The organism is Acinetobacter sp. NBRC 100985 (genome assembly GCF_000241225.1).
In the GTDB taxonomy this organism is placed as follows: Bacteria; Pseudomonadota; Gammaproteobacteria; order Pseudomonadales; family Moraxellaceae; genus Acinetobacter; species Acinetobacter venetianus.
Genome location: NZ_BAEB01000002.1, coordinates 18744 through 39290, shown reverse-complemented (window position 1 = coordinate 39290; position 20547 = coordinate 18744). Strand labels below are relative to the sequence as shown.

Here is a 20547-nt window from a genome sequence, read left to right as displayed (position 1 = left end):
TATGTCATCTATTCTAGAATTTACCCCACCACTTATTAATGGCGTCAGTGCAAGCAAAGTCTTTTTACCAAGAGAAGTTATCGCAAATACGATTTTTGATTACCTCTGCCAACATTTTCCACATATTCATGCAAGTGAATGGCAACAACGTTTCGATGATGGGCTTATTTATGCTGCTGATGGCTCACAACTACAATTAAATAGCACCTATACACCCAATACCCATATTTTTTATTATCGCTTTCTTGCGCATGAAATCCATGTACCTTTTCAACATGAAATATTATTTGAAAATGATGATCTGATCGTGGTCGATAAACCTCATTTTTTAACCATGAGTCCAACAGGACAATACGTTCAAGAAACGCTTTTGGTACGATTAAAAAAACAAACAGGCTATGTAGATTTAACCCCAATCCATCGCTTAGATAGAGAAACGGCTGGCATCGTATTATTTAGTAAAAGACCTGCCTCTCGTGGTGTTTATCAACAGTTATTTGCAGAACGAAAAGTACAAAAAACCTACCATGCAATTGCAGCTTATCGCTCTGAACTCACATTTCCACAAACAGTAAACTTGCATTTAGAAAAAGGACATCCTTTTTACACGATGCAAATTAATAATGAAAAGGAAAGTAATAGTGAAACTTATATTGAACTGTTAGAGCATGATCTACAACTCGCGAAATACCTTTTAAAACCGAAAACAGGGAAACAACATCAACTGCGTGTACACCTGAATTCACTTGGTATTCCTATACTTAATGACTCATTTTATCCAGTGATTCAACATAGAGATGATGATGATTTTACTACCCCACTTCAATTACTTGCAAAGGCAATTAATTTCATAGATCCCATCACAAACCAAGAAATGCAGTTCAGTTCTCACCACGAACTCACATTGCAAACACAACGTAATGACAAAAATTCTATATTTTCAGCTCAAAAATATTGAAATTACATTGCGATGGTTTAAAATACATGACGATAACTAAAAATATTTGGTCTTATTCTTCATGCGAAAAACAGAAGTTTATCAGGTTCGACTTGATTCTCAGGAAAAAAACAAGCTTTTGCTGTCTTTAAACAGCTAGGGATCTCCCCTGCCCAAGCCGTACGTCTTTTCTTCAAACAGGTGGTTCTGACGAAATCAATTCCTTTTGCAATTGAAAATCAAAATATAAATATGGAACAGTTGCTCAAATTGCGAAAATCTAAGAATGCCGCAAATGCTGAAAATCCATCTTCTATCGACGTTGAAGACGACCATGAAGATTTATTTGAAGAGTTGAATGCACTTTTAGGTGAAAGTGACAAAACTTAACAATGTTGCATTTATACACAAGTTTCTATTTTTTAAGCTGAATTTTTTCGCTATCCTGTCAGTCCAAATAAAATTATAAGTGTAAGGATGACTTAGGATGATTGTTAAAAGGGCAACTCAAGAAGATCTTCACCAACTTGCGACCTTATTTGATGAATACCGCCAATTCTACGGCGCATCTTCAAATATCAAACAATCTTATCAATTTTTAAAACATCGTTATGACAATAAAGACAGTGTTATTTTTATTCACGTAAAAGATGATGTCTTCACAGGTTTTGTACTTCTATATCTCGCATTCTCTTCAGTTGCATGTGAAACTTATTATGTCTTAGATGATGTATACGTCACTCCTTTTTACAGACAACAAGGTTCAGCAAAACAATTAATTGATACTGCTATTCTTTTTGCTCGCCATGAAAATGCGCTTCGAATTAGTTTAGAAACTCAGCGTAATAATCTTGAATCTCATCGACTTTATGAACAGATGGGCTTCATCCGCGATGATGAGTTCAACACCTTTCACTGCTTTTTAAAGTAAAGCATCTTCTTTAGAAATATTTTGGCTCAATAGCTTCTGTGATGGTGTTAAATACATCCATTCACCTTCCTCTAAGTCAGGGAGAATAAGTGAGCCAACTTGATTTCGATGTAGTTTTTCTACTTTATTTCCTACTGCTGCCAACATCCGCTTTACTTGATGATAAACACCTTGATGAATAGTCATAGACAACTGATATTCTGAAAATAGCTCAACATCAGTTGCTGCAAACACTCCTTTTTCATTACGTAACTCTACGCCCTGCTCTAATTGTTCTCTCTGCTCTGAGGAAACTGGATCTGCTGTAGTCACATGATAGACCTTAGGTACATGTTTACGCGGATGTGTTAAAGCTTGAAGATATTGACCATCATCCGTTAAAAGTAGCAACCCTGTCGTATCCTGATCCAAACGACCTACGCATTGAATACCACGATGAATCAAAATCTCGGGAAACAAGCTAAAAACACTCTTATGATGTGTTGCTTGATGCGAACACTCATAACCACTCGGTTTATTTAAAACAATATAAACGTGTTCTCTGAATTCATATTGCTCACCAAAGACCTGAAAACTGAGCTGTTCCGTATTAAAATTCTGTTTTGGATTCTCACAGACTTGCTCTTCAACCATTACAGAACCATTTTTGATCAGTTGCTGGCAGTATTTTCTCGAACCAAAACCTTGAGACTGTAAAATTTTTTCCAGCAACATATGAAGAACCTAAATCAAACTTAATTTATTGTACTCGATTCACTTTAGTTTCGTTGCCTGCTTTCTATTCATTCTTTTTTTATAATTTCTTCACAATTTCTTCACTTGTAATAGAACATATACAAAAGCATCGTCAAACTATCTCATTCCAGATATTGCACTCCATATTTTCACTAAAAAGTATTGTTACATTTGCATCAAGTTAAAAAAATGCTGTCCAGAACAATGGATAAGGAGTTTCACAATGAAATCGAATATTTGGTTATGTGGTGCAATTTTAGCAACTGCCTCAATGATGAATGTTGCCCATGCTGATAACTCTACACGCGTTGCAGCGACTTCAGCTTTAGGTAGTGTGGTTGGCACAGCAATTGGTCAGCAGCTTGGCGGTCAAACAGGCGCTATGCTTGGTTCTGCAATTGGTGGTGCTGGTGGTGCAGCCGCATCAAGTAATAAACGAGATCGTACTGAAGCAGCCATCGGTGGTGGTTTAGGTGGTGTAGGCGGATATACCGTTGGTCGTAACATGGGTGGCACAAATGGTGGTTATATTGGTGCTGCGATTGGTGCTGCTGGTGGAGCTGCATTAGGTCAAAAAGTTGGTCAAGATCGTGATGCTGATCGTCGTTATAATGATCGTTATGACCGTCGCTATGACAATCGTCGTTCTTACGATGATCGTCGCTACTATAATTCGAACTCTCGTCATAAATACCGTCATGACAATGGCTTGCACCGCGGTTGGTATAAAAACCGTTAATCTGTTTTTTCTCAAAGCACCTACGGGTGCTTTTTTTATTACTTCAAAATAAATATCGAAAAATAACGATATACAAAATTCCACACATATCGTATTATTACGATATAAAGTATTGAGTATTTATTATGAAATCACTGCAAGATTTAAAGTTCTCTATTTTAGAATTAGCTCCCGTTAGAGATGACAAAAGTATCGAGTTTTCTCTAAGACATGCACTTGAATTAGCGCAACATGCTGAAAAACTAGGTTATGAGCGCTTTTGGTTAGCAGAACATCATAATATGGATGGTATTGCCAGTTCTGCTACAGCAGTTTTATTAGGCTTTATCGCTGCACATACTCAAAATATTCGCTTAGGTTCGGGCGGCATTATGCTACCTAATCATGCTCCACTCGTTGTTGCAGAACAGTTTGGAACTTTAGCAACACTTTACCCCAATCGATTTGAACTTGGTTTGGGTCGCGCTCCTGGAACAGATCCGTTAACAATGAGAGCCTTACGTCGAGGGAGACAAGAAACAGAAGATCAATTCCCTCAAGACGTTATGGAGATTTTGCAGTATTTTAAAGCACCTCAAGCAAACCAAAGAATCATTGCTACACCTGGGCAAAATACTCACGTTCCAGTTTGGTTATTGGGTTCTAGTCTGTTTAGTGCACAACTTGCAGCTAAACTAGGATTACCTTACTCATTTGCATCACATTTCGCTCCTAGAATGCTAGGTCAAGCGATTCAACTATATCGCGATAATTTCCAAGCATCTGAATATCTAGATAAACCTTATGTTTCAATGGGTATCCCTTCTGTTGTAGCAGAAACTGATGAAGAAGCTCAATATCTAGCGACCAGTTCGTATCAACGTATTTTAAATTTAATTCGTGGTCATAGTTTAAAGTTAAAACCACCTATTGAATCGACTGAGGGTTTAGCAACAAGTGCTGAACAAATGGCGATTCAAAATTTCTATGCGATGGCCCAAATTGGCTCACAACAAACAGTCAAAACAGGTCTAGAAAAGATCGCTGCGCAATACGATGTAGATGAATTTATCTTTACTTGTGATATTTACGATACGGATAAGCGCTTAGAAAACTTTAGCTTACTAATGGATATTAAAAACACATAAACTCAAATCATGAATAAGGCTTATTGATCAATAATAAGCCTTATTCATAACAAAACTAACTGTCTTCATTTAAATAGCCTGCGTAAGCATTTGTTTTGCACGTTGCATATTAACGGCTTGACTAAACAAATACCCCTGTCCCATAGTACATCCAGAACTTTTTAATAATTCTAATTGTTCTGTATTTTCAATTCCTTCTGCCACAATATCTAAAGAAAGTTTTGGTCCTAAAGCTACGATTGCCTGCACAATCGCTAAAATAGCTTCATCTTGATTCATTCTCCGAATGAAATCACAATCAATTTTTAAGCAATCTACAGGATAATCTCTCAATCTTGTTAAAGAAGAATGCCCTGTTCCAAAATCATCCAGTGCGATACGTACACCATGTTGTTTTAATAGGTTTAACGCTTTAACAACATAGTCTGAACCACGATCATCCAATATATGCTCTGTAATTTCGATCTCAATTAAATGATGTGGAATCTTATATAAATTTAATCGATGCAATAAACGTTCAGCATAATTATCTTTTAGAAATTCTACTGGTGCTGCATTAATCGAAACAGGCACGATCTCAAGCCCTTGCTCCATCCAAATAGACATATCTTTAAAGACTTTATTTTGGATTGCATCACTGATTTTTGTAGCGAGTGCATAATCTTGAAATGCTTGTTCAACATTACTTGGGGAATGCACTTGATAATCTGAAGTTTGCCATCTAAGTAATGCTTCAAAACCAACGACTTTGCCATCACTCAAACGAACTTTAGGCTGATAAAATGGAATAATCAGATCATCTCGAATAATATGACGGGCTTCATTCAATTGAATTGCGATGTTTTGAGCTGCGATCTGCATATGTTGATTAAACATTCTAAAACCGCCGCGCCCTGTCGCTTTTAAATCATTTAAAGCTGTATCGGCACATTTCATCAAATTAACAGAGTCTTTAGAGTCTCGTGGGTAAATTGCACAACCAATACTCATGCTGCCATTAATTAGATTTCCCGCATAAGTAATAGGTGCATCCAACTGTTTACCAACCTCAAGCGCAATACGCTCAAGCTCGCTTTCTGAATCAATACCATTTACAACGACAGCAAACTCATCCCCACCTAAACGTGCGACAAAAGTATTCTCAGGGAGAATATTTTCAATACGTTTGGATAAAACTCGCAATAAATGATCACCAGCGGCATGCCCCAAAGTATCATTAACATGTTTAAAATAGTCCAAATCCAACAACATCAAGCCCATTAATTTTTTATTGGCTTTATGCTTATGTAATGAACGTTTAAGTTGTAATTTAAAGAAACGTCGATTGTATAAACCCGTTAACTCATCTAACTCGCTAGCTATACGCAAACGCATCTCAGTTTCTCTTTGTGCTGTTACATCACGCGACATACACAACACACATTCCGTTTGGCCTTGATCATTTAAAATCGGTGTGAGTAAATTATCCCAATATTGTATTTTTTGCCCGTTTTCACTCATTCCACGAAAACGCGCAGTTTTACCCTGCAATGCAATCTTAAGTGCACGAGTTGCTTTTGTTCGAATTTCTGATGGTAAAAGTTCGATCCATTTCATTCCAAAAGTATGATGACTTTCGGGAATATTCAACGCAGCGCAACCTGACTTATTGACATGTAATAAAGATCCATCCGCTTCTAAAAGTTTTATACAGTCAACACTGGTATCCAACATATTAGTTTGGGCATGAATATATTTTACGAGATTTTGCTGAAATTGTTTTGTCTCATGAATATCAACACTATTCACAAACCAATAACCTGCTTGATCTGAGCATTGTTCTACAAATTTTGCAGAAACTAAAAACCAGCGATACGCGCCAGTGTGATGTTTAAGTCGACATTCAACCTGAATTTGAGATTTTAATGGTAGGGCTTGAGACCACTCACTTTGGAAGACATCTAAATCATCGAGATGAATCAACTCCATCCATTCTTTTACAAGAGATTCAGATTCATGAAAACCAAGATATTCCTGACTAATCTTATTAAAGAAATATGCATCGCCTTGCTCTGTAAGTAACCAGACTAAGCTTGGAATACTATTGAAGACTTTTTGTTGAGTTTCATTCATTTGATGAATAAATTGTAAAGATGAAGCTAGATTCATATGTTGCTCATTCAACTCCGCAAGTTTAGGTTCCTGATGGAATGCCCCCACTGAAAAGACGACGAGCCAGAAATATTATTTATATACTGGCAATTTCACAACAAGATTTAAATCACCATTATTATATCAAAATGTGATCTATTTATCATTATTTATAGAATTATTACAAGCAATTAAAATCACTTAATTTTTCCAATTAAATTTCAAATAATTATAAAATTTTAATATCTCATTCGATGATGAATGCTAAGTTTTATAACGAATCATTTACGTATTCAACACAAACAAAAAACGCTAACCAAGTGATTAAAATTGATTAGCGTATTATTCATTAACCTATACGACGTTTTAAGCCAGTCATTTGCAGCACACGAGTTGAGATTTCCTCGATCGACATTTCAGTAACATTCAAGTATTTAATGCCTTCAGAAATATAAATTCCCTCAATTGCTCGCAATTCCATTTGACATTGACTAAAACTTGCATAACGGCTATTTGCCTTACGCTCATTGCGGATTGCAACTAAACGTTCTGCATCAATCATCAGACCAAAGAGTTTATGTTTATGCTCTTTCAAAACTTTAGGTAGACGGTTGTCATCTAAGTCTTCTTCCGTCAAAGGATAGTTTGCTACACGAATTCCGAATTGCAATGACAGATAAATAGAAGTTGGAGTTTTACCTGAACGAGACACACCAATTAAAATAATATCAGCTTTATCATAATGACGTGTTCTAGCACCATCATCGTTATCTAATGCAAAATGAACCGCATCAATACGCGCTTTATAATATTCTGAATCGGTTACCGCATGGGTTTGTCCAACCAAAGTTGTTGGCGGAATTCCAAGTTCTTGTTCAAGCTTACTAATTAATCCCTCGAAGACATCCAAATTTACGGCTTTAGCTGTATTAATAATTTCACGGACATGAGGATCAACCAAAGTATCAAAAACAAGTGGCAAAGAACCATCACGATTTTGACAAGTATTAATCTCCGCAACGACGTTCATTGCAGCTTCTTCAGTTGTAATATACGGCATGATATGAATATCAAAATCAACGTTCGGAAACTGTGCAAGTAGTGAATGTCCAAGGGTTTCTGCTGTAATTGCTGTCCCATCTGAAATAAAGAATACGCTCCGTTTAATTTGTTTACTTTCGGGCATCAAAATTCTCCTTAAACATTTGTCTTAGTGCTCTATAATCTTTATAGTAAACTCATCTAACATGACTGTCGCTTAGTAAAACACTAATTCTAAGCACTTTCGTATAATTTCATACCAATGATGGTCATTCATACTGCAAAAAAAGTGGAGTAAATACTTTGGAAGCGCGCGTAATCGGTCTGGAAAAATTAGGAAAACACGATGTCGAACTCGTAGGTGGGAAAAACTCATCTTTGGGTGAAATGATCAGCCATTTATCCAATGCTGGTGTATCGGTACCAGGCGGCTTTGCAACTACTGCTGCTGCCTATCGTGAGTTCTTGGATCAGAGCGGTTTAAACGCTCGCATTCAGGCTGAACTTGCACAACTTAACGTAGATGATGTTATTGCACTTGCTGAAACAGGTGCCAAAATCCGTAAATGGATTGTAGACACGCCGCTTACTAACGCATTAGAAAAAGAAATTCGCGAGGCTTTCGCAGCACTTTCAAACGGCAACCCAGACATTGCTGTTGCAGTACGCTCTTCAGCAACTGCTGAAGATTTACCTGATGCTTCTTTCGCAGGACAACAAGAAACTTTCTTGAATATTCGTGGTATTGATAACATTCTTATCGCGATCAAAGAAGTATTTGCATCTCTATATAATGACCGCGCAATTGCTTATCGCGTACACCAAGGTTTTGAACACAGTGTTGTTGCTCTTTCTGCTGGCGTACAACGTATGGTTCGTTCAGAAACTGGTGCTGCTGGTGTAATGTTTACACTTGATACAGAATCTGGTTTCCGTGATGTGGTATTTATTACTGCATCTTACGGTTTAGGTGAAATGGTCGTTCAAGGTGCGGTAAACCCTGACGAATTCTACTTATCTAAACCACTTTTAAATGCTGGTAAACACTCAGTTTTACGTCGCAACCTTGGTTCTAAACACCAGAAAATGATTTATGGTGAAGAAGGTGCTGCGGGTAAATCAGTTGTTGTGGTTGATGTTGAAAAACCAGAGCGTCAACAATTCGCATTAAATGATCATGAGCTGCATGAACTTGCAAAACAAGCATTGATCATTGAGCAACATTACGGCTCACCAATGGATATCGAATGGGCGAAAGATGGTGATGACGGTCAAATCTATATCGTTCAAGCACGTCCAGAAACAGTAAAAAGCCGTCAAAATGTCGGTACCATGGAACGCTACTTGTTAAAGCAACGCGGCACAGTTATCTGCGAAGGTCGTTCAATTGGTCAACGTATCGGTTCGGGCAAAGTTCGTGTCGTAACTTCGATTAAAGAAATGGATAAAGTACAAGACGGTGATGTTCTTGTATCAGACATGACTGACCCAGACTGGGAACCAGTAATGAAACGCGCAGCTGCAATTGTAACTAACCGCGGTGGTCGTACATGTCACGCAGCGATTATCGCGCGTGAACTTGGTGTACCTGCAATCGTTGGTTGTGGTAACGCAACAGAAGTATTGACTGATGGTCAAGAAGTGACTGTTTCTTGTGCTGAAGGTGATACAGGCTTTATCTATGAAGGCGCGTTAGACTTCGAAGTTCAACGTAACTCTATTCACTCAATGCCTCAACTACCGTTCAAAATCATGATGAACGTTGGTAACCCTGACCGCGCATTTGACTTTGCTCAAATTCCAAATGAAGGGATTGGCCTTGCGCGTCTTGAATTCATTATTAATCGTATGATTGGCGTGCATCCAAAAGCATTGTTGAATATCGAAAGTCTTCCTCGTGAAACTCGTGCTGCTGTAATGACACGTACTGCTGGATATTCTTCACCAATCGAATTCTATGTAGAAAAATTGGTTGAAGGTATTTCAACTCTAGCTGCAGCTTTTGCTGAAAAACCAGTCATTGTTCGTATGTCTGATTTCAAATCAAATGAATATGCGAACTTAATCGGCGGTAAGCTTTACGAACCAGAAGAGGAAAACCCAATGTTGGGCTTCCGTGGTGCGAGTCGTTATGTTTCTGATAACTTCCGTGATTGTTTTGAACTTGAATGCCGTGCGTTGAAAAAAGTACGTGATGAAATGGGCTTAACCAATGTCCAAATCATGATTCCATTCGTTCGTACTGTTTCAGAAGCAAAACGTGTTATCGAATTGCTTGCTCAAAATGGTTTAAAACGTGGTGAAAACGGATTAAAAGTTATTATGATGTGTGAATTACCAACCAATGCTTTATTGGCTGAACAATTCCTTGAACATTTTGATGGCTTCTCAATCGGTTCAAATGACTTAACACAATTAACACTTGGTCTAGACCGTGACTCTGGTATCGTTTCTCACTTATTCGATGAGCGTGATGCAGCAGTAAAAGCTCTTCTTTCGATGGCAATTCATGCTTGCCGTAAAGCTGGAAAATATGTGGGCATCTGTGGTCAAGGTCCATCTGATCACCCTGACCTTGCAAAATGGCTCATGGAACAAGGTATTGAATCTGTGTCACTTAACCCTGATTCAGTGCTTGATACTTGGTTCTTCCTTGCAGAAGAGCAAATCAAGAAAGCCTAGTCTTTTTTAAAAAAAGACCCTTTCGTGGGGTCTTTTTTCATCTTTAGTCTTTGAGATTTTTAAATTATGCAAATTTACTTGGCTCGTAACAATCAACAAGCTGGACCTTATAGTTTAGAACAAGTGAACCAAATGCTTTCTAGCCAACAAGTCTTACTCACTGACTTAGTTTGGCATGAAGGTATGACCGAATGGAAAACACTTGGCGAATTAACTCAAGGAAAACTTGTATACGAACCTGTAGGTTATTCACCTTTCAGTACCCAAATTAAAAATGAAACTGAGAATACTGCTTTTAATATTAAAGTTGAGCAGAAAGCACCTGTGCCTGAGTTAGCTTCTTTTGCTTCTAGAGCCTTAGCTAAAGTTTTGGATCTCATGCTTTGGTTACCTATGCTTGCAATTCCATCTTTCTTTTTTAATGAAAGTCAGTACAAAGAATTATTCGACATTCAAAAACAATTGCAAGCGACCGAAGTTGCATCAACTAAAGCAGTTGAACTACAGCAACAAGTCATGCACTTGATTCCAAATGAAGCATGGATGAGTATGTTTGCTTATTTGATTATCATGCTTATGATTCAAGCTTTCTTTATTGCGAAATCCGGTCAAAGTATTGGCAAAAAACTAGCAAAAATTAAGATTGTTGATATTGAGACTTCTACTCCTGTTTCTGTGATTCGTGCTTTCTGGCTGAGAAGCGTTTTATTCATTATTTTAAATATGTTGTTTATGCCTTTTATCACGATTATCGATTATGCATTGGGCTTTAGTAAAAATCGTCAAACATTGCACGATAAATTGGCAAAAACCAAAGTGATTAAGCAGTAATCACAAATTCATAAAAAAAGAGGATTTATTCCTCTTTTTTTATATATTAAATTGATATCTATAGAAAAAAATAAGAGTTACATGACAATCCCTACAATATAAATCGGGTTTTAAAACAAGTATTTCAAGGTGCTTTATGAGTAGCTTACTTTTTCAATATGAGGCATAATGCCCAACAACGTAGCGGTGTCGCATGATTGCTAAGCATTTCACAAAAAATTCTTATCAATCATGCGACACTTTAATCGCTATCCCATAATTTAATTAGGGAATGGGACTCTTCACCGAGGTTGTAAAATGAGACAAACGATTTTAGCTGTATTGTCTTTATCAACGATGGCTGCACTCTTAACTGGGTGTGGCGGTGATATGGTACTTCTAAACAATAAAGGTCCAGTTGGTCAAGGTCAAAGTAACCTGATGATGACTGCGATCTATTTAATGCTATTGGTGGTAATTCCATCAATCGTAATGGCATTATGGTTTGGTTGGAAATATCGCGCATCGAATAAAGATGCAGACTATAAACCTACTTGGGCACACTCTACGACAATTGAGATCGTTGTTTGGGGTGTTCCTGTCATTATTATTGGTATTTTAGCTTGGTTAACTTGGTGGGGTTCCCACAAGTACGACCCTTACCGTCCGTTAGAATCAGATAAAGCACCATTGACTATTCAAGCTGTCGCTGAACAGTTTAAATGGATTTTTATCTATCCTGAGCAAAACATTGCAACGGTAAACGAAGTACGCTTCCCAGAACAAACACCAGTAAGCTTTAAGATCACTTCTAACTTTACGATGAACTCGTTCTTCATTCCACAGTTAGGCGGTCAGATCTATGCAATGGCGGGTATGCAAACTCACCTTCACCTATTAGCTGATGAACCAGGTGTATTCCGCGGTTTCTCTGCAAACTATTCAGGTTACGGTTTCTCTCAAATGCGCTTTAAAGCTCATAGTGTGACTGAACCAGAATTTGCACAATGGGTTGAAGCAGTTAAGGCTGGTAATGGCACAAGTATCAATCCTGAAGCAATTCAGAAAGGAATACTTGACCAAGCTGAATTAGCGACACTTAAAGACGGTGATCGTTCTAAACACCAGATTGAGATTTTAGTAAATCGTGCTAAAGCTGCTGGTGATGAAGAAGCTCTTGCTAAAGCCGAAGCTATGAAACCGTTCCCGAACAAGCCACACCCAGTGACTTATTACTCTTCAGTTGAACCAAAATTGTTTGAAACAATTATCAACCACTATATGAGTAATTATCACGGTGCTGATCACTCTGCTGGCCATGCAATGGCAGAAACTCATGCTGCAGCTGAACATGCTGCTCAAGGGGAATAAGACATGGATATGATTTTTGGCAAACTAGGTTGGGACTCTATCCCAACAGAGCCGATTGTACTCGTTACCATGGTCATGATGGCTCTTGGTGGAATTGCAGTGCTAGGCGGTATCACCTATTTTAAAAAATGGGGATATTTGTGGAATGAGTGGTTTACATCTGTAGACCATAAAAAGATCGGTATCATGTATATCATCGTTTCTGTTGTCATGCTTTTGCGTGGTTTCGCAGATGCGATCATGATGCGTCTACAACTTTTCCTCGCGAAAGGCGGCGGCGAAGGTTATCTACATCCTGACCACTACGACCAGATCTTCACCGCGCACGGTGTCATCATGATCTTCTTCGTGGCTATGGGTCTCGTTGTCGGTATGATGAACATTTCTGTTCCATTACAGATTGGTGCTCGTGACGTAGCATTCCCATTATTAAACTCTTTAAGCTTCTGGTTATTCGCAGGCGCTGCTGGCTTAATGATGGTTTCACTTGTATTAGGTGAATTCGCTGCAACAGGTTGGATGGCTTACCCTCCTCTCTCTGGTATTCAGTATTCTCCTGGTGTTGGTGTTGACTACTATATCTGGGCACTACAGGTTTCTGGTCTAGGTACGCTTTTATCTGGTGTTAACTTCTTTGTTACCATCATCAAAATGCGTGCACCTGGCATGAAATTAATGGATATGCCTATTTTCACGTGGACTTCACTTTGTACGGCTGTATTAATCATTGCATCATTCCCTGTATTAACAGGTACACTTGCAATGCTTACTTTAGACCGTTACTTCGGCTTCCATTTCTTCACAAATGAGCTTGGCGGTAGCCCAATGCTTTACGTGAACTTGATCTGGACATGGGGTCACCCAGAAGTATATATCTTAGTATTACCAGCATTTGGTCTTTACTCAGAAATCGTTGCAACCTTCTCTCGTAAAGCGTTGTTCGGTTATAAGTCTATGGTGTATGCAACTATCGCGATTACTGTACTTGCGTTCGTTGTATGGCTTCACCACTTCTTTACTATGGGTGCTGGTGCGAACGTGAACGCGTTCTTCGGTATCATGACCATGGTTATTGCGATTCCTACAGGTGTGAAAATCTTCTCTTGGTTATTCACTATGTATAAGGGTCGTATCACGTATACAACACCTATGCTTTGGACACTTGGCTTCCTTGTGACTTTTGGTATCGGTGGTTTAACTGGTGTACTTATGGCTGTTCCACCTGCGGACTTCCTTGTACACAACTCATTATTCTTGATCGCTCACTTCCATAACGTAATTATCGGTGGTGTGGTGTTCGGTATGTTTGCCGGCATCATCTTCTACTGGCCGAAAATGTTTGGTTGGAAGCTCAACGAAGCATGGGGTAAAGCTGCATTCTGGTTCTGGTTCATCGGTTTCTATTTTGCATTCATGCCACTTTATATCCTTGGTTTCATGGGTATGACTCGTCGTTTGAATACATATGACAACCCTGAGTGGGACCCATACTTAGCAATTGCGTTGTTTGGTGCTGTTCTTATCGCTATTGGTATTGCATGTTTCTTAATGCAAATCATCGTTGGTTTCTTACAACGTAAGGACAATATGGACCATACTGGCGATCCATGGGATAGCCGTACCCTTGAATGGGCGACTTCGTCTCCTGCTCCATTCTATAACTTTGCGCATGTACCAGATGCTAGCGGTGTTGACCGTTTCTGGACTGACAAAGAAAATGGTGTAGCATACGCGCGTAACACTAAATATGAAGATATCCACATGCCGACTGATCGTGCTGCGGGCTTCGTCATTGCAATGTTCATTACTGTTCTTGGTTTTGCATTAATTTGGCATATTTGGTGGCTTGTCGTTGTTTCATTCGTTGCTGCTGTAGTTAGCTTGATCGTAAGCTCATTCACTAAGAATGTTGATTACTACGTTCCTGCTGCTGAAGTTGAGCGCATTGAGAATGAACGCTACGCGTTACTTGAAAAACACTTGAAGAAGGACTAAGGAAATGGCTGAAGTACTTCATCACGACAACCGCGGCCATGATGGTCATCATGAACATGATGATACTGACTTAACGGTCTTTGGTTTCTGGACATACTTGATGAGTGACTTGATTCTTTTCGGATCACTCTTCATCGCATTTGCTGTATTAAGCAGTCATATTCCACCGGGCACACCAAGTCCAAAAGAATTATTTGGCGAGTCATTAGGTTTTGTACTTACTGAAACTTTTGCCTTATTGATTTCTTCGGTTACTTTTGGTTTTGCTGTACTTGCATCTTATAAAAAGAATGTAAACCTAGTAATCACTTGGTTATTCATTACATTCCTTTTCGGTGCATCGTTCATTGGTATGGAAGTATATGAGTTCCATCACCTTGTACACGCAGGTCATGGTCCAACTCACAGTGCATTCTTATCATCGTTCTTTACTTTGGTTGGTACACACGGTATCCACGTAACTTCTGGTTTAGTGTGGATGTTGGTATTGATGTATCAAATCAAAAAGAATGGTTTGACATTACCGAATACACGTCGTCTTGCTTGCTTAAGCTTGTTCTGGCACTTCCTTGACATCGTTTGGATCTGTGTATTCAGCGTCGTTTACTTACTGGGAGTTGTCTAATGAGTAGTCATGACCATAATGCTGCAGGTGCATCACACGGTAACTTCAAGCAATACACTGTTGGATTTATCCTATCTGTTATCCTCACCATCATCCCTTTCGGGATGGTGATGGCTGGCGGTTTCAGTCGTGGCATTTTAGTTACAGTAATTGCAATCACTGCTGTTGCTCAGGTTCTTGTACAACTTGTGTACTTCTTACACATGAATACATCGTCTGAACAACGCTGGAATCTTATTGCATTTATCTACACAATCTTATGTATCGCTGTACTCTTAGTCGGCTCTGTGTGGATTATGAATTACTTACACTACAACATGATGATCTAAACTGATTGTCATGTGGAAAAAGTATTTATTCCTGACTAAACCAGGAATTCTCTTCGGTAATTTTATTACCACCTTGGGCGGCTACTTCTTAGCCGCCCAAGGCTCTATAGACTGCCTCTTATTATTACTTACACTGATTGGAACAACTTTTGTAGTTGCCTCTGGTTGTGTCGTAAATAATGTAATTGATCAAGATATCGATCAAAAAATGCAACGCACCATGAACCGTGCACTTGTTAAAAAAACGATTTCCCCTACTGTTGCGATGTTTTATGCATTGGTCTTAGGTGTGATTGGATTTAGCATTCTTTGGTTCTATGTGAATGCTTATGCTTTTTTATTCGCTGTGATTGGTTTTGTAGTCTATGTCGGTTTTTATAGTTTGTGGACAAAACGTACTACAATCCATCAAACCGTCATTGGTAGTATTTCTGGAGCGAGTCCTCCTGTTATTGGTTATACGGCTGTAACGCATCAGTTCGATATGGCGGCCTTGTTGATTTTTGTTGCATATGCTTTATGGCAAATGCCACATTCTTGGGCGATCGCGATTTATCGTTTTGATGACTACAAAAATGCAGGTGTACCAATTTTACCCGTAGCACGTTCTATTCTTAGAACAAAAATTGAATCACTAATTTATGTGGTTTTATTTACACTTGCTATGAATGCACTATATTTTTATGGATATACCAATATTATTTTCTTGGTGATCTGTAACTTATTATGCGCATATTGGTTCTATATTGGTGTTTTAGGATTTAAAGCTGAAAATGATCAGCTTTGGGCAAAGCGCTTTTTCTTATTTTCAGTAATTTTAATTACTGTGATCAGTTTGAGTTTTAGCTTTACTTTCAAAAGTCCTGCACCTATGTTCCCTCTTTTCTAAAAAAGATAGAGGATATCTCTATCTTTTTATTCTCTGCTTCTATTGTTATCATTTTGCTGAATAATTAATTAATATTTATCACCATAATGAATCTACATAAAAATCTAATCTCAAAAGCTATCATTTATTCGTGCTTTTCATTCATTGCTTATCATAGCCATATTGCATATGCAGGTGCGGATATCACTTGTGAACCTGATTTCGCTATGAATAGCAATGAATATCAATCTTGCAGCAATTTACCCATTCTCTACCCAGCCAATGATAATCAAACCAATATGTTGTTATTGCTCAGCGATTCAGGCTTAGCAACGATTGCACCATTATCTGCTGATCCAAATTTATGGGATGCTTTTTATGGCTCAGTTCCATTTGAAGCCTCTTCTTTCCCTTATGTTGTCAGTAATAAAATTCCAAATCAAAGAAAACAACTTGATAGTGACGATACGTTTTTTGATGAACGCTGTGCAACATTGAGTTCAGGTAAACAAGTTTTTAATTCCCAAGTAAAAAACAAAATTAATTCCTGAAAATGAAAAACAAATTCTGATTCAAGCGAGAGAAAAGATAGATCAATGTGGTGACAAAATTGAGCTAATTGCGGTAGACCCAAATTGGTCTGTAACCACTAGGCAATATGCATCCTATCTCAATGCCAGCATTTTATTTTATAAAGCAAATTATGTAGCAGCTACTAAAATATATACCGTTCTTACAACTGTTGAAGATGCTTGGCTAAAAGAAACTTCGCAATATATGCTCATTCGTACATCGCTTACTGCCGCTTATGCAACTGGCATGAATCAATACGGCGACGTTAATTTAGACAAAATTAACGCCCCTCTCATAAAAGCCTTTTTAGATCACATTAGCACCTATTTAAAGACCTATCCAAATGGGCAATATGTCGCGAGTGCTCGTGGTTTTATGCGTCGTGGTTTTTGGCTTGCTGGACGACAAGATTTACTGATTAATGAAATTGTATGGCAAATCCAAAATCCAAAATCAAAGTTTTACAATCTAACGGTCAATCAACTCCCTGCTGAAGTTAACCGCCGTATTTTTGAAAGTAGGAATTTCGATCCCAAACAGCTCAAAGATCCATTCTTTTTGGCAACGTATGATCTCATGTATATGAGGAAATCATCCTCTGATCAATATCGTCCAATTTCATGGACACAATTGAATGCTCAAAAGCCTTACTTCAAAGATCAGCAGGAATTGTTTCAATATTTACAGGCGATGCATCTATTCTTTATTCAAAATAAAGCCAAAGAAGCGCTTAGTTATCTTCCACAAGAAAGTTATACCGCTAAAAACTATTTGCAACTCAGTCAGATTTTTTTGAGAGGTCAAATTTTAGAAAAAACTGGGCAAAAGAATACTGCTGAGGCGTACTGGGGACAATTACTTGCACATGCAAAAGATAACTATCAAAAATCGCTGTTTGAAACCGCTCTCTCAAATCATCTGAATGCAAAACAAGACTATTCTGCATTTATTGGTAAAACTGCAAAAATTAGCCAAGCAAACCTTCAAAGAAACTTTATTACTCTAGTTGCTGACGCAAAAAGCTTACAAGCGATTATCCAGTCAGATAAAAGTACGATTGATCAAAAACAAGCAGCAACTTTTACCCTATTAAGTAAAAGTTTAATCCACCAAGACTATGCATTATTCAAACAAACTTATGCTTACATGCCAAAAAATGCAGATCAATACCAAGGTTATAACAGCTCAAACGAACAATTAAAAAACAAGCCTGAATTTGCACAATTTATATGGAATGGAACAACAATTACGCCTCAACTCAAATGTAATCGTCTTGAAACGCTAATTACACAACTCATTTCCTCACCCAAAGATCCATTATTAAATGTATGTTTAGGTGAATATATTCGGAGTGAACAAGGATATTCATTACAGCAACTTACTTACGCCGAAAAGCAACATTCAAGTTTTTCTGGACAGATTTTTGCTCGTGGGCAAGTGTATAAAGACATTATCAAGTCTTCATCAAAAGGTGACTTGCAAGCTTATGCCCTTTATCGTGCTGTACAGTGTTATGCGCCAAGCGGAATAAATGATTGTAATGATGATGAAGTGAGTTCAATAACACGAAAAAATTGGTTTGATCGGATTAAAAAAGAGTATCCAAATACGTCGTGGGCAAAATCACTGAAGTATTATTGGTAAATCAATATGTTGAAGTTAATAAAGCTTGTTGCGTGCTTCTTTCTCATGTTTAGCATAAATGCATGCCAACCCACACAGTCAGCGACTTCAACAATTGATGCAAATAATTTTGACAGTTTCTGGATTTGGGGTGACATTAAAACCGCCCCTTATCTAATCAATGCAAAAGAGCTCTATATCTTACAAGGCGAGATTCGCTACGTTAAACAAAAGCAAAGTTCTGTGCTTATTCCACAAGGTATTTCTGTTTTAAAACTCCCCCATCAAAAAATCTGGTTAGTATTTAGAACTCATCATTTAAATTGGGCTGAACAGGATTACCAAAATATTTTTAATCGTCTCGCTCAGTGGAAAAATCAAGGAAACAATGTCATTGGTATTCAAATTGATTTTGATAGTAAAACCAAGAACCTTAGGGATTACGCCTTTTTTCTACAAAAACTGAGACATAAACTTCCACAAAACTATCAATTGAGTATTACTGGCTTGCTTGATTGGGCTAATTTTAAAGATCAAACGACCTTAGCTATTTTTAGACAAAATATTAATGAGTTAATTATTCAAACCTATCAAGGCACAACCACGATTCCGAATTATTCACAATACTTAAAGCGAATTTCGACCTTAAAGCTGCCCTATAAAATTGGTTTTGTACAAGGTGGTCGCTATCAAAAAGATGTGAAATACACCAACGATCCCAATTTTAAAGGCTATGTGATCTTTTTGCTTCGATCAAAAACATGAATTAACTTGCGATTTTAGTGAAAGGTGTCTAAAATCGCAGCTTCGCAATTTGCGACATAACTTTTTAGTTATGACTCCTTGCTTCTAATTTTTATATTTAGGGGCTGCTTAAACCGTAAGGAGCTGACAATGCGTCACTACGAAATCGTACTATTGGTACATCCAGACCAAAGCGATCAAGTTGTAGGTATGGTTGAACGCTATATCTCTCAGATCAAAGAAGCTGAAGGTCAAATTCACCGTTTAGAAGATTGGGGCCGTCGCCAATTGGCTTACCCAATTAACAAAATTCACAAAGCACACTACATTCTTATGAATGTTGAATGTGGTCAAACGACTCTTGATGAATTAGAAGAATTATTCCGTTATAACGACGCAATCATTCGTAACATCATCATCCGTCGTGAAAACGCAATTACTGAAGAATCTTTACTTGCTAAGAGTGCTGAAGAAAAACGTGCGCGTAAAGCTCAACGTGAAGAAGCACAACAAGCAGTTCAAGAAGCTGAATAAGGAGAACATCAATGGCACGTTTTTACCGTCGTCGCAAGTTCTGCCGCTTTACAGCTGAGAATGTTGCGTACATCGACTACAAAGATATCGACACTTTGAAACAGTACATCACTGAAAATGGCAAGATTGTTCCTAGCCGTATTACAGGTACTAAAGCTCGTTATCAACGTCAATTAGCGTTAGCAATTAAACAAGCTCGCTATTTGTCTTTGATTCCTTACACTGACAATCATAAGTGAGGTTGAGCCGTGGATATTATCTTATTACAACGCATTAAGAACCTTGGTAAATTAGGCGACAAAGTATCAGTTAAAGCTGGTTACGGTCGTAACTTCTTGATCCCTCAAGGTAAAGCTGTAGCTGCAACTGAAGCAAACACTGCTGCATTTGAAGCTCGTCGTGCTGAACTTGAAAAACAAGAAGCTGAAGTATTAGCTGCTGCGAATGCACGTGCTGAACAATTGAACGAAGTTAACATCGTGATCACTGCTAAAGCTGGTGACGAAGGTAAACTATTCGGTTCTATCGGTACTCGTGACATCGCTGATGCTTTAACTAATGCTGGTCTTGTTGTTGACCGTGCAGAAGTTCGTTTACCAAACGGTGCGCTTCGCCACACTGGTGAATTCAACATCGCAATCCAATTGCATCATGATGTTGTTGCTGAAGTTCTCGTTACTATCGTATCTGAGTAATTTCTGCAAAGAAAAGAGCATGTTTTACATGCTCTTTTTTTATGCCTAAAATTTAGGC

General features: G+C 38.1%; 18 protein-coding genes and 2 pseudogenes. 17 read left to right on the top strand and 3 right to left on the bottom strand.

Going from position 1 to position 20547, the window contains the following annotated elements; genetic code table 11:
* Nucleotide 1: 1 nt before the first annotated feature.
* The 3 genes and pseudogenes from ACT4_RS00920 (at nt 2) to ACT4_RS00910 (ending at nt 1868) form a co-directional block, all read left to right on the top strand.
* A complete protein-coding gene (locus tag ACT4_RS00920) occupies nt 2-958 on the top strand; it encodes a pseudouridine synthase (protein ID WP_023014339.1) in 957 nt (318 codons plus the stop codon).
* Nucleotides 959-1019: 61 nt separating this feature from the next.
* Nucleotides 1020-1327 (top strand): annotated as a pseudogene (locus tag ACT4_RS00915) (type II toxin-antitoxin system RelB/DinJ family antitoxin).
* Between the two features lie 97 nt (nt 1328-1424).
* Entirely contained in the window at nt 1425-1868 is a 444-nt protein-coding gene (locus tag ACT4_RS00910; RefSeq protein ID WP_004878665.1) for a GNAT family N-acetyltransferase, read from the top strand.
* On the opposite strand, the gene ACT4_RS00905 is transcribed toward ACT4_RS00910, so the two are convergent.
* Nucleotides 1860-2582 carry a pseudouridine synthase gene (locus tag ACT4_RS00905; protein ID WP_007478844.1) on the bottom strand — a complete coding sequence of 241 codons (723 nt, stop codon included), beginning with the start codon at nt 2580-2582 and terminating at the stop codon, nt 1860-1862. The genes ACT4_RS00910 and ACT4_RS00905 overlap by 9 nt on opposite strands.
* A gap of 244 nt (nt 2583-2826) precedes the next feature.
* On the opposite strand from ACT4_RS00905, the gene ACT4_RS00900 reads away from it, so the two are divergent.
* Together ACT4_RS00900 and ACT4_RS00895 are read left to right on the top strand one after the other, a co-directional pair.
* The gene (locus ACT4_RS00900; RefSeq protein ID WP_007478843.1) at nt 2827-3342 is read left to right on the top strand and encodes a glycine zipper 2TM domain-containing protein; all 516 of its coding nucleotides are present in this window, start codon (nt 2827-2829) and stop codon (nt 3340-3342) included.
* 125 nt (nt 3343-3467) lie between these two features.
* On the top strand, nt 3468-4469 hold the full coding sequence (locus ACT4_RS00895) for an LLM class flavin-dependent oxidoreductase (RefSeq protein WP_007478842.1): 1002 nt from the start codon (nt 3468-3470) through the stop codon (nt 4467-4469).
* A gap of 69 nt (nt 4470-4538) precedes the next feature.
* On the opposite strand, the gene ACT4_RS00890 is transcribed toward ACT4_RS00895, so the two are convergent.
* The gene (locus tag ACT4_RS00890; protein WP_007478841.1) at nt 4539-6617 is read right to left on the bottom strand and encodes an EAL domain-containing protein; all 2079 of its coding nucleotides are present in this window, start codon (nt 6615-6617) and stop codon (nt 4539-4541) included.
* Nucleotides 6618-6948: 331 nt separating this feature from the next.
* A complete protein-coding gene (locus ACT4_RS00885) occupies nt 6949-7785 on the bottom strand; it encodes a pyruvate, water dikinase regulatory protein (protein ID WP_004878655.1) in 837 nt (278 codons plus the stop codon).
* A gap of 158 nt (nt 7786-7943) precedes the next feature.
* Here ACT4_RS00885 and ppsA point away from each other — a divergent pair, with 158 nt between their 5' ends.
* The 12 genes and pseudogenes from ppsA (at nt 7944) to rplI (ending at nt 20489) form a co-directional block, all read left to right on the top strand.
* The gene (gene ppsA, locus ACT4_RS00880; protein WP_007478840.1) at nt 7944-10322 is read left to right on the top strand and encodes a phosphoenolpyruvate synthase; all 2379 of its coding nucleotides are present in this window, start codon (nt 7944-7946) and stop codon (nt 10320-10322) included.
* A 66-nt stretch (nt 10323-10388) separates the two neighbouring features.
* Nucleotides 10389-11153: an RDD family protein gene (locus ACT4_RS00875; protein WP_007478839.1), complete on the top strand. Its 765-nt coding sequence runs from the start codon at nt 10389-10391 to the stop codon at nt 11151-11153.
* Nucleotides 11154-11450: 297 nt separating this feature from the next.
* Nucleotides 11451-12503, top strand: coding sequence for a ubiquinol oxidase subunit II (gene cyoA, locus ACT4_RS00870; RefSeq protein ID WP_007478838.1), 1053 nt, complete (start codon nt 11451-11453; stop codon nt 12501-12503).
* Nucleotides 12504-12506: 3 nt separating this feature from the next.
* Complete coding sequence (cyoB, locus tag ACT4_RS00865) at nt 12507-14498, top strand: cytochrome o ubiquinol oxidase subunit I (protein ID WP_004878648.1); 1992 nt, start codon at nt 12507-12509, stop codon at nt 14496-14498.
* 4 nt (nt 14499-14502) lie between these two features.
* The gene (cyoC, locus tag ACT4_RS00860) at nt 14503-15123 is read left to right on the top strand and encodes a cytochrome o ubiquinol oxidase subunit III (RefSeq protein ID WP_007478837.1); all 621 of its coding nucleotides are present in this window, start codon (nt 14503-14505) and stop codon (nt 15121-15123) included.
* Nucleotides 15123-15452, top strand: coding sequence for a cytochrome o ubiquinol oxidase subunit IV (locus ACT4_RS00855; protein ID WP_004878644.1), 330 nt, complete (start codon nt 15123-15125; stop codon nt 15450-15452). Before cyoC ends, ACT4_RS00855 begins: the two co-directional genes overlap by 1 nt.
* 10 nt (nt 15453-15462) lie before the next feature.
* On the top strand, nt 15463-16341 hold the full coding sequence (cyoE, locus tag ACT4_RS00850) for a heme o synthase (RefSeq protein ID WP_007478836.1): 879 nt from the start codon (nt 15463-15465) through the stop codon (nt 16339-16341).
* A gap of 86 nt (nt 16342-16427) precedes the next feature.
* Nucleotides 16428-18537, top strand: a pseudogene (locus ACT4_RS00845) (hypothetical protein).
* A 6-nt stretch (nt 18538-18543) separates the two neighbouring features.
* Nucleotides 18544-19281: a DUF3142 domain-containing protein gene (locus tag ACT4_RS00840; RefSeq protein ID WP_050934461.1), complete on the top strand. Its 738-nt coding sequence runs from the start codon at nt 18544-18546 to the stop codon at nt 19279-19281.
* Nucleotides 19282-19410: 129 nt separating this feature from the next.
* Complete coding sequence (gene rpsF / locus ACT4_RS00835) at nt 19411-19794, top strand: 30S ribosomal protein S6 (protein ID WP_004878637.1); 384 nt, start codon at nt 19411-19413, stop codon at nt 19792-19794.
* 11 nt (nt 19795-19805) lie between these two features.
* Nucleotides 19806-20033 carry a 30S ribosomal protein S18 gene (rpsR, locus tag ACT4_RS00830; protein ID WP_000090661.1) on the top strand — a complete coding sequence of 76 codons (228 nt, stop codon included), beginning with the start codon at nt 19806-19808 and terminating at the stop codon, nt 20031-20033.
* A 9-nt stretch (nt 20034-20042) separates the two neighbouring features.
* Entirely contained in the window at nt 20043-20489 is a 447-nt protein-coding gene (gene rplI, locus ACT4_RS00825) for a 50S ribosomal protein L9 (RefSeq protein ID WP_004878635.1), read from the top strand.
* The last annotated feature ends 58 nt before the right edge of the window (nt 20490-20547 follow it).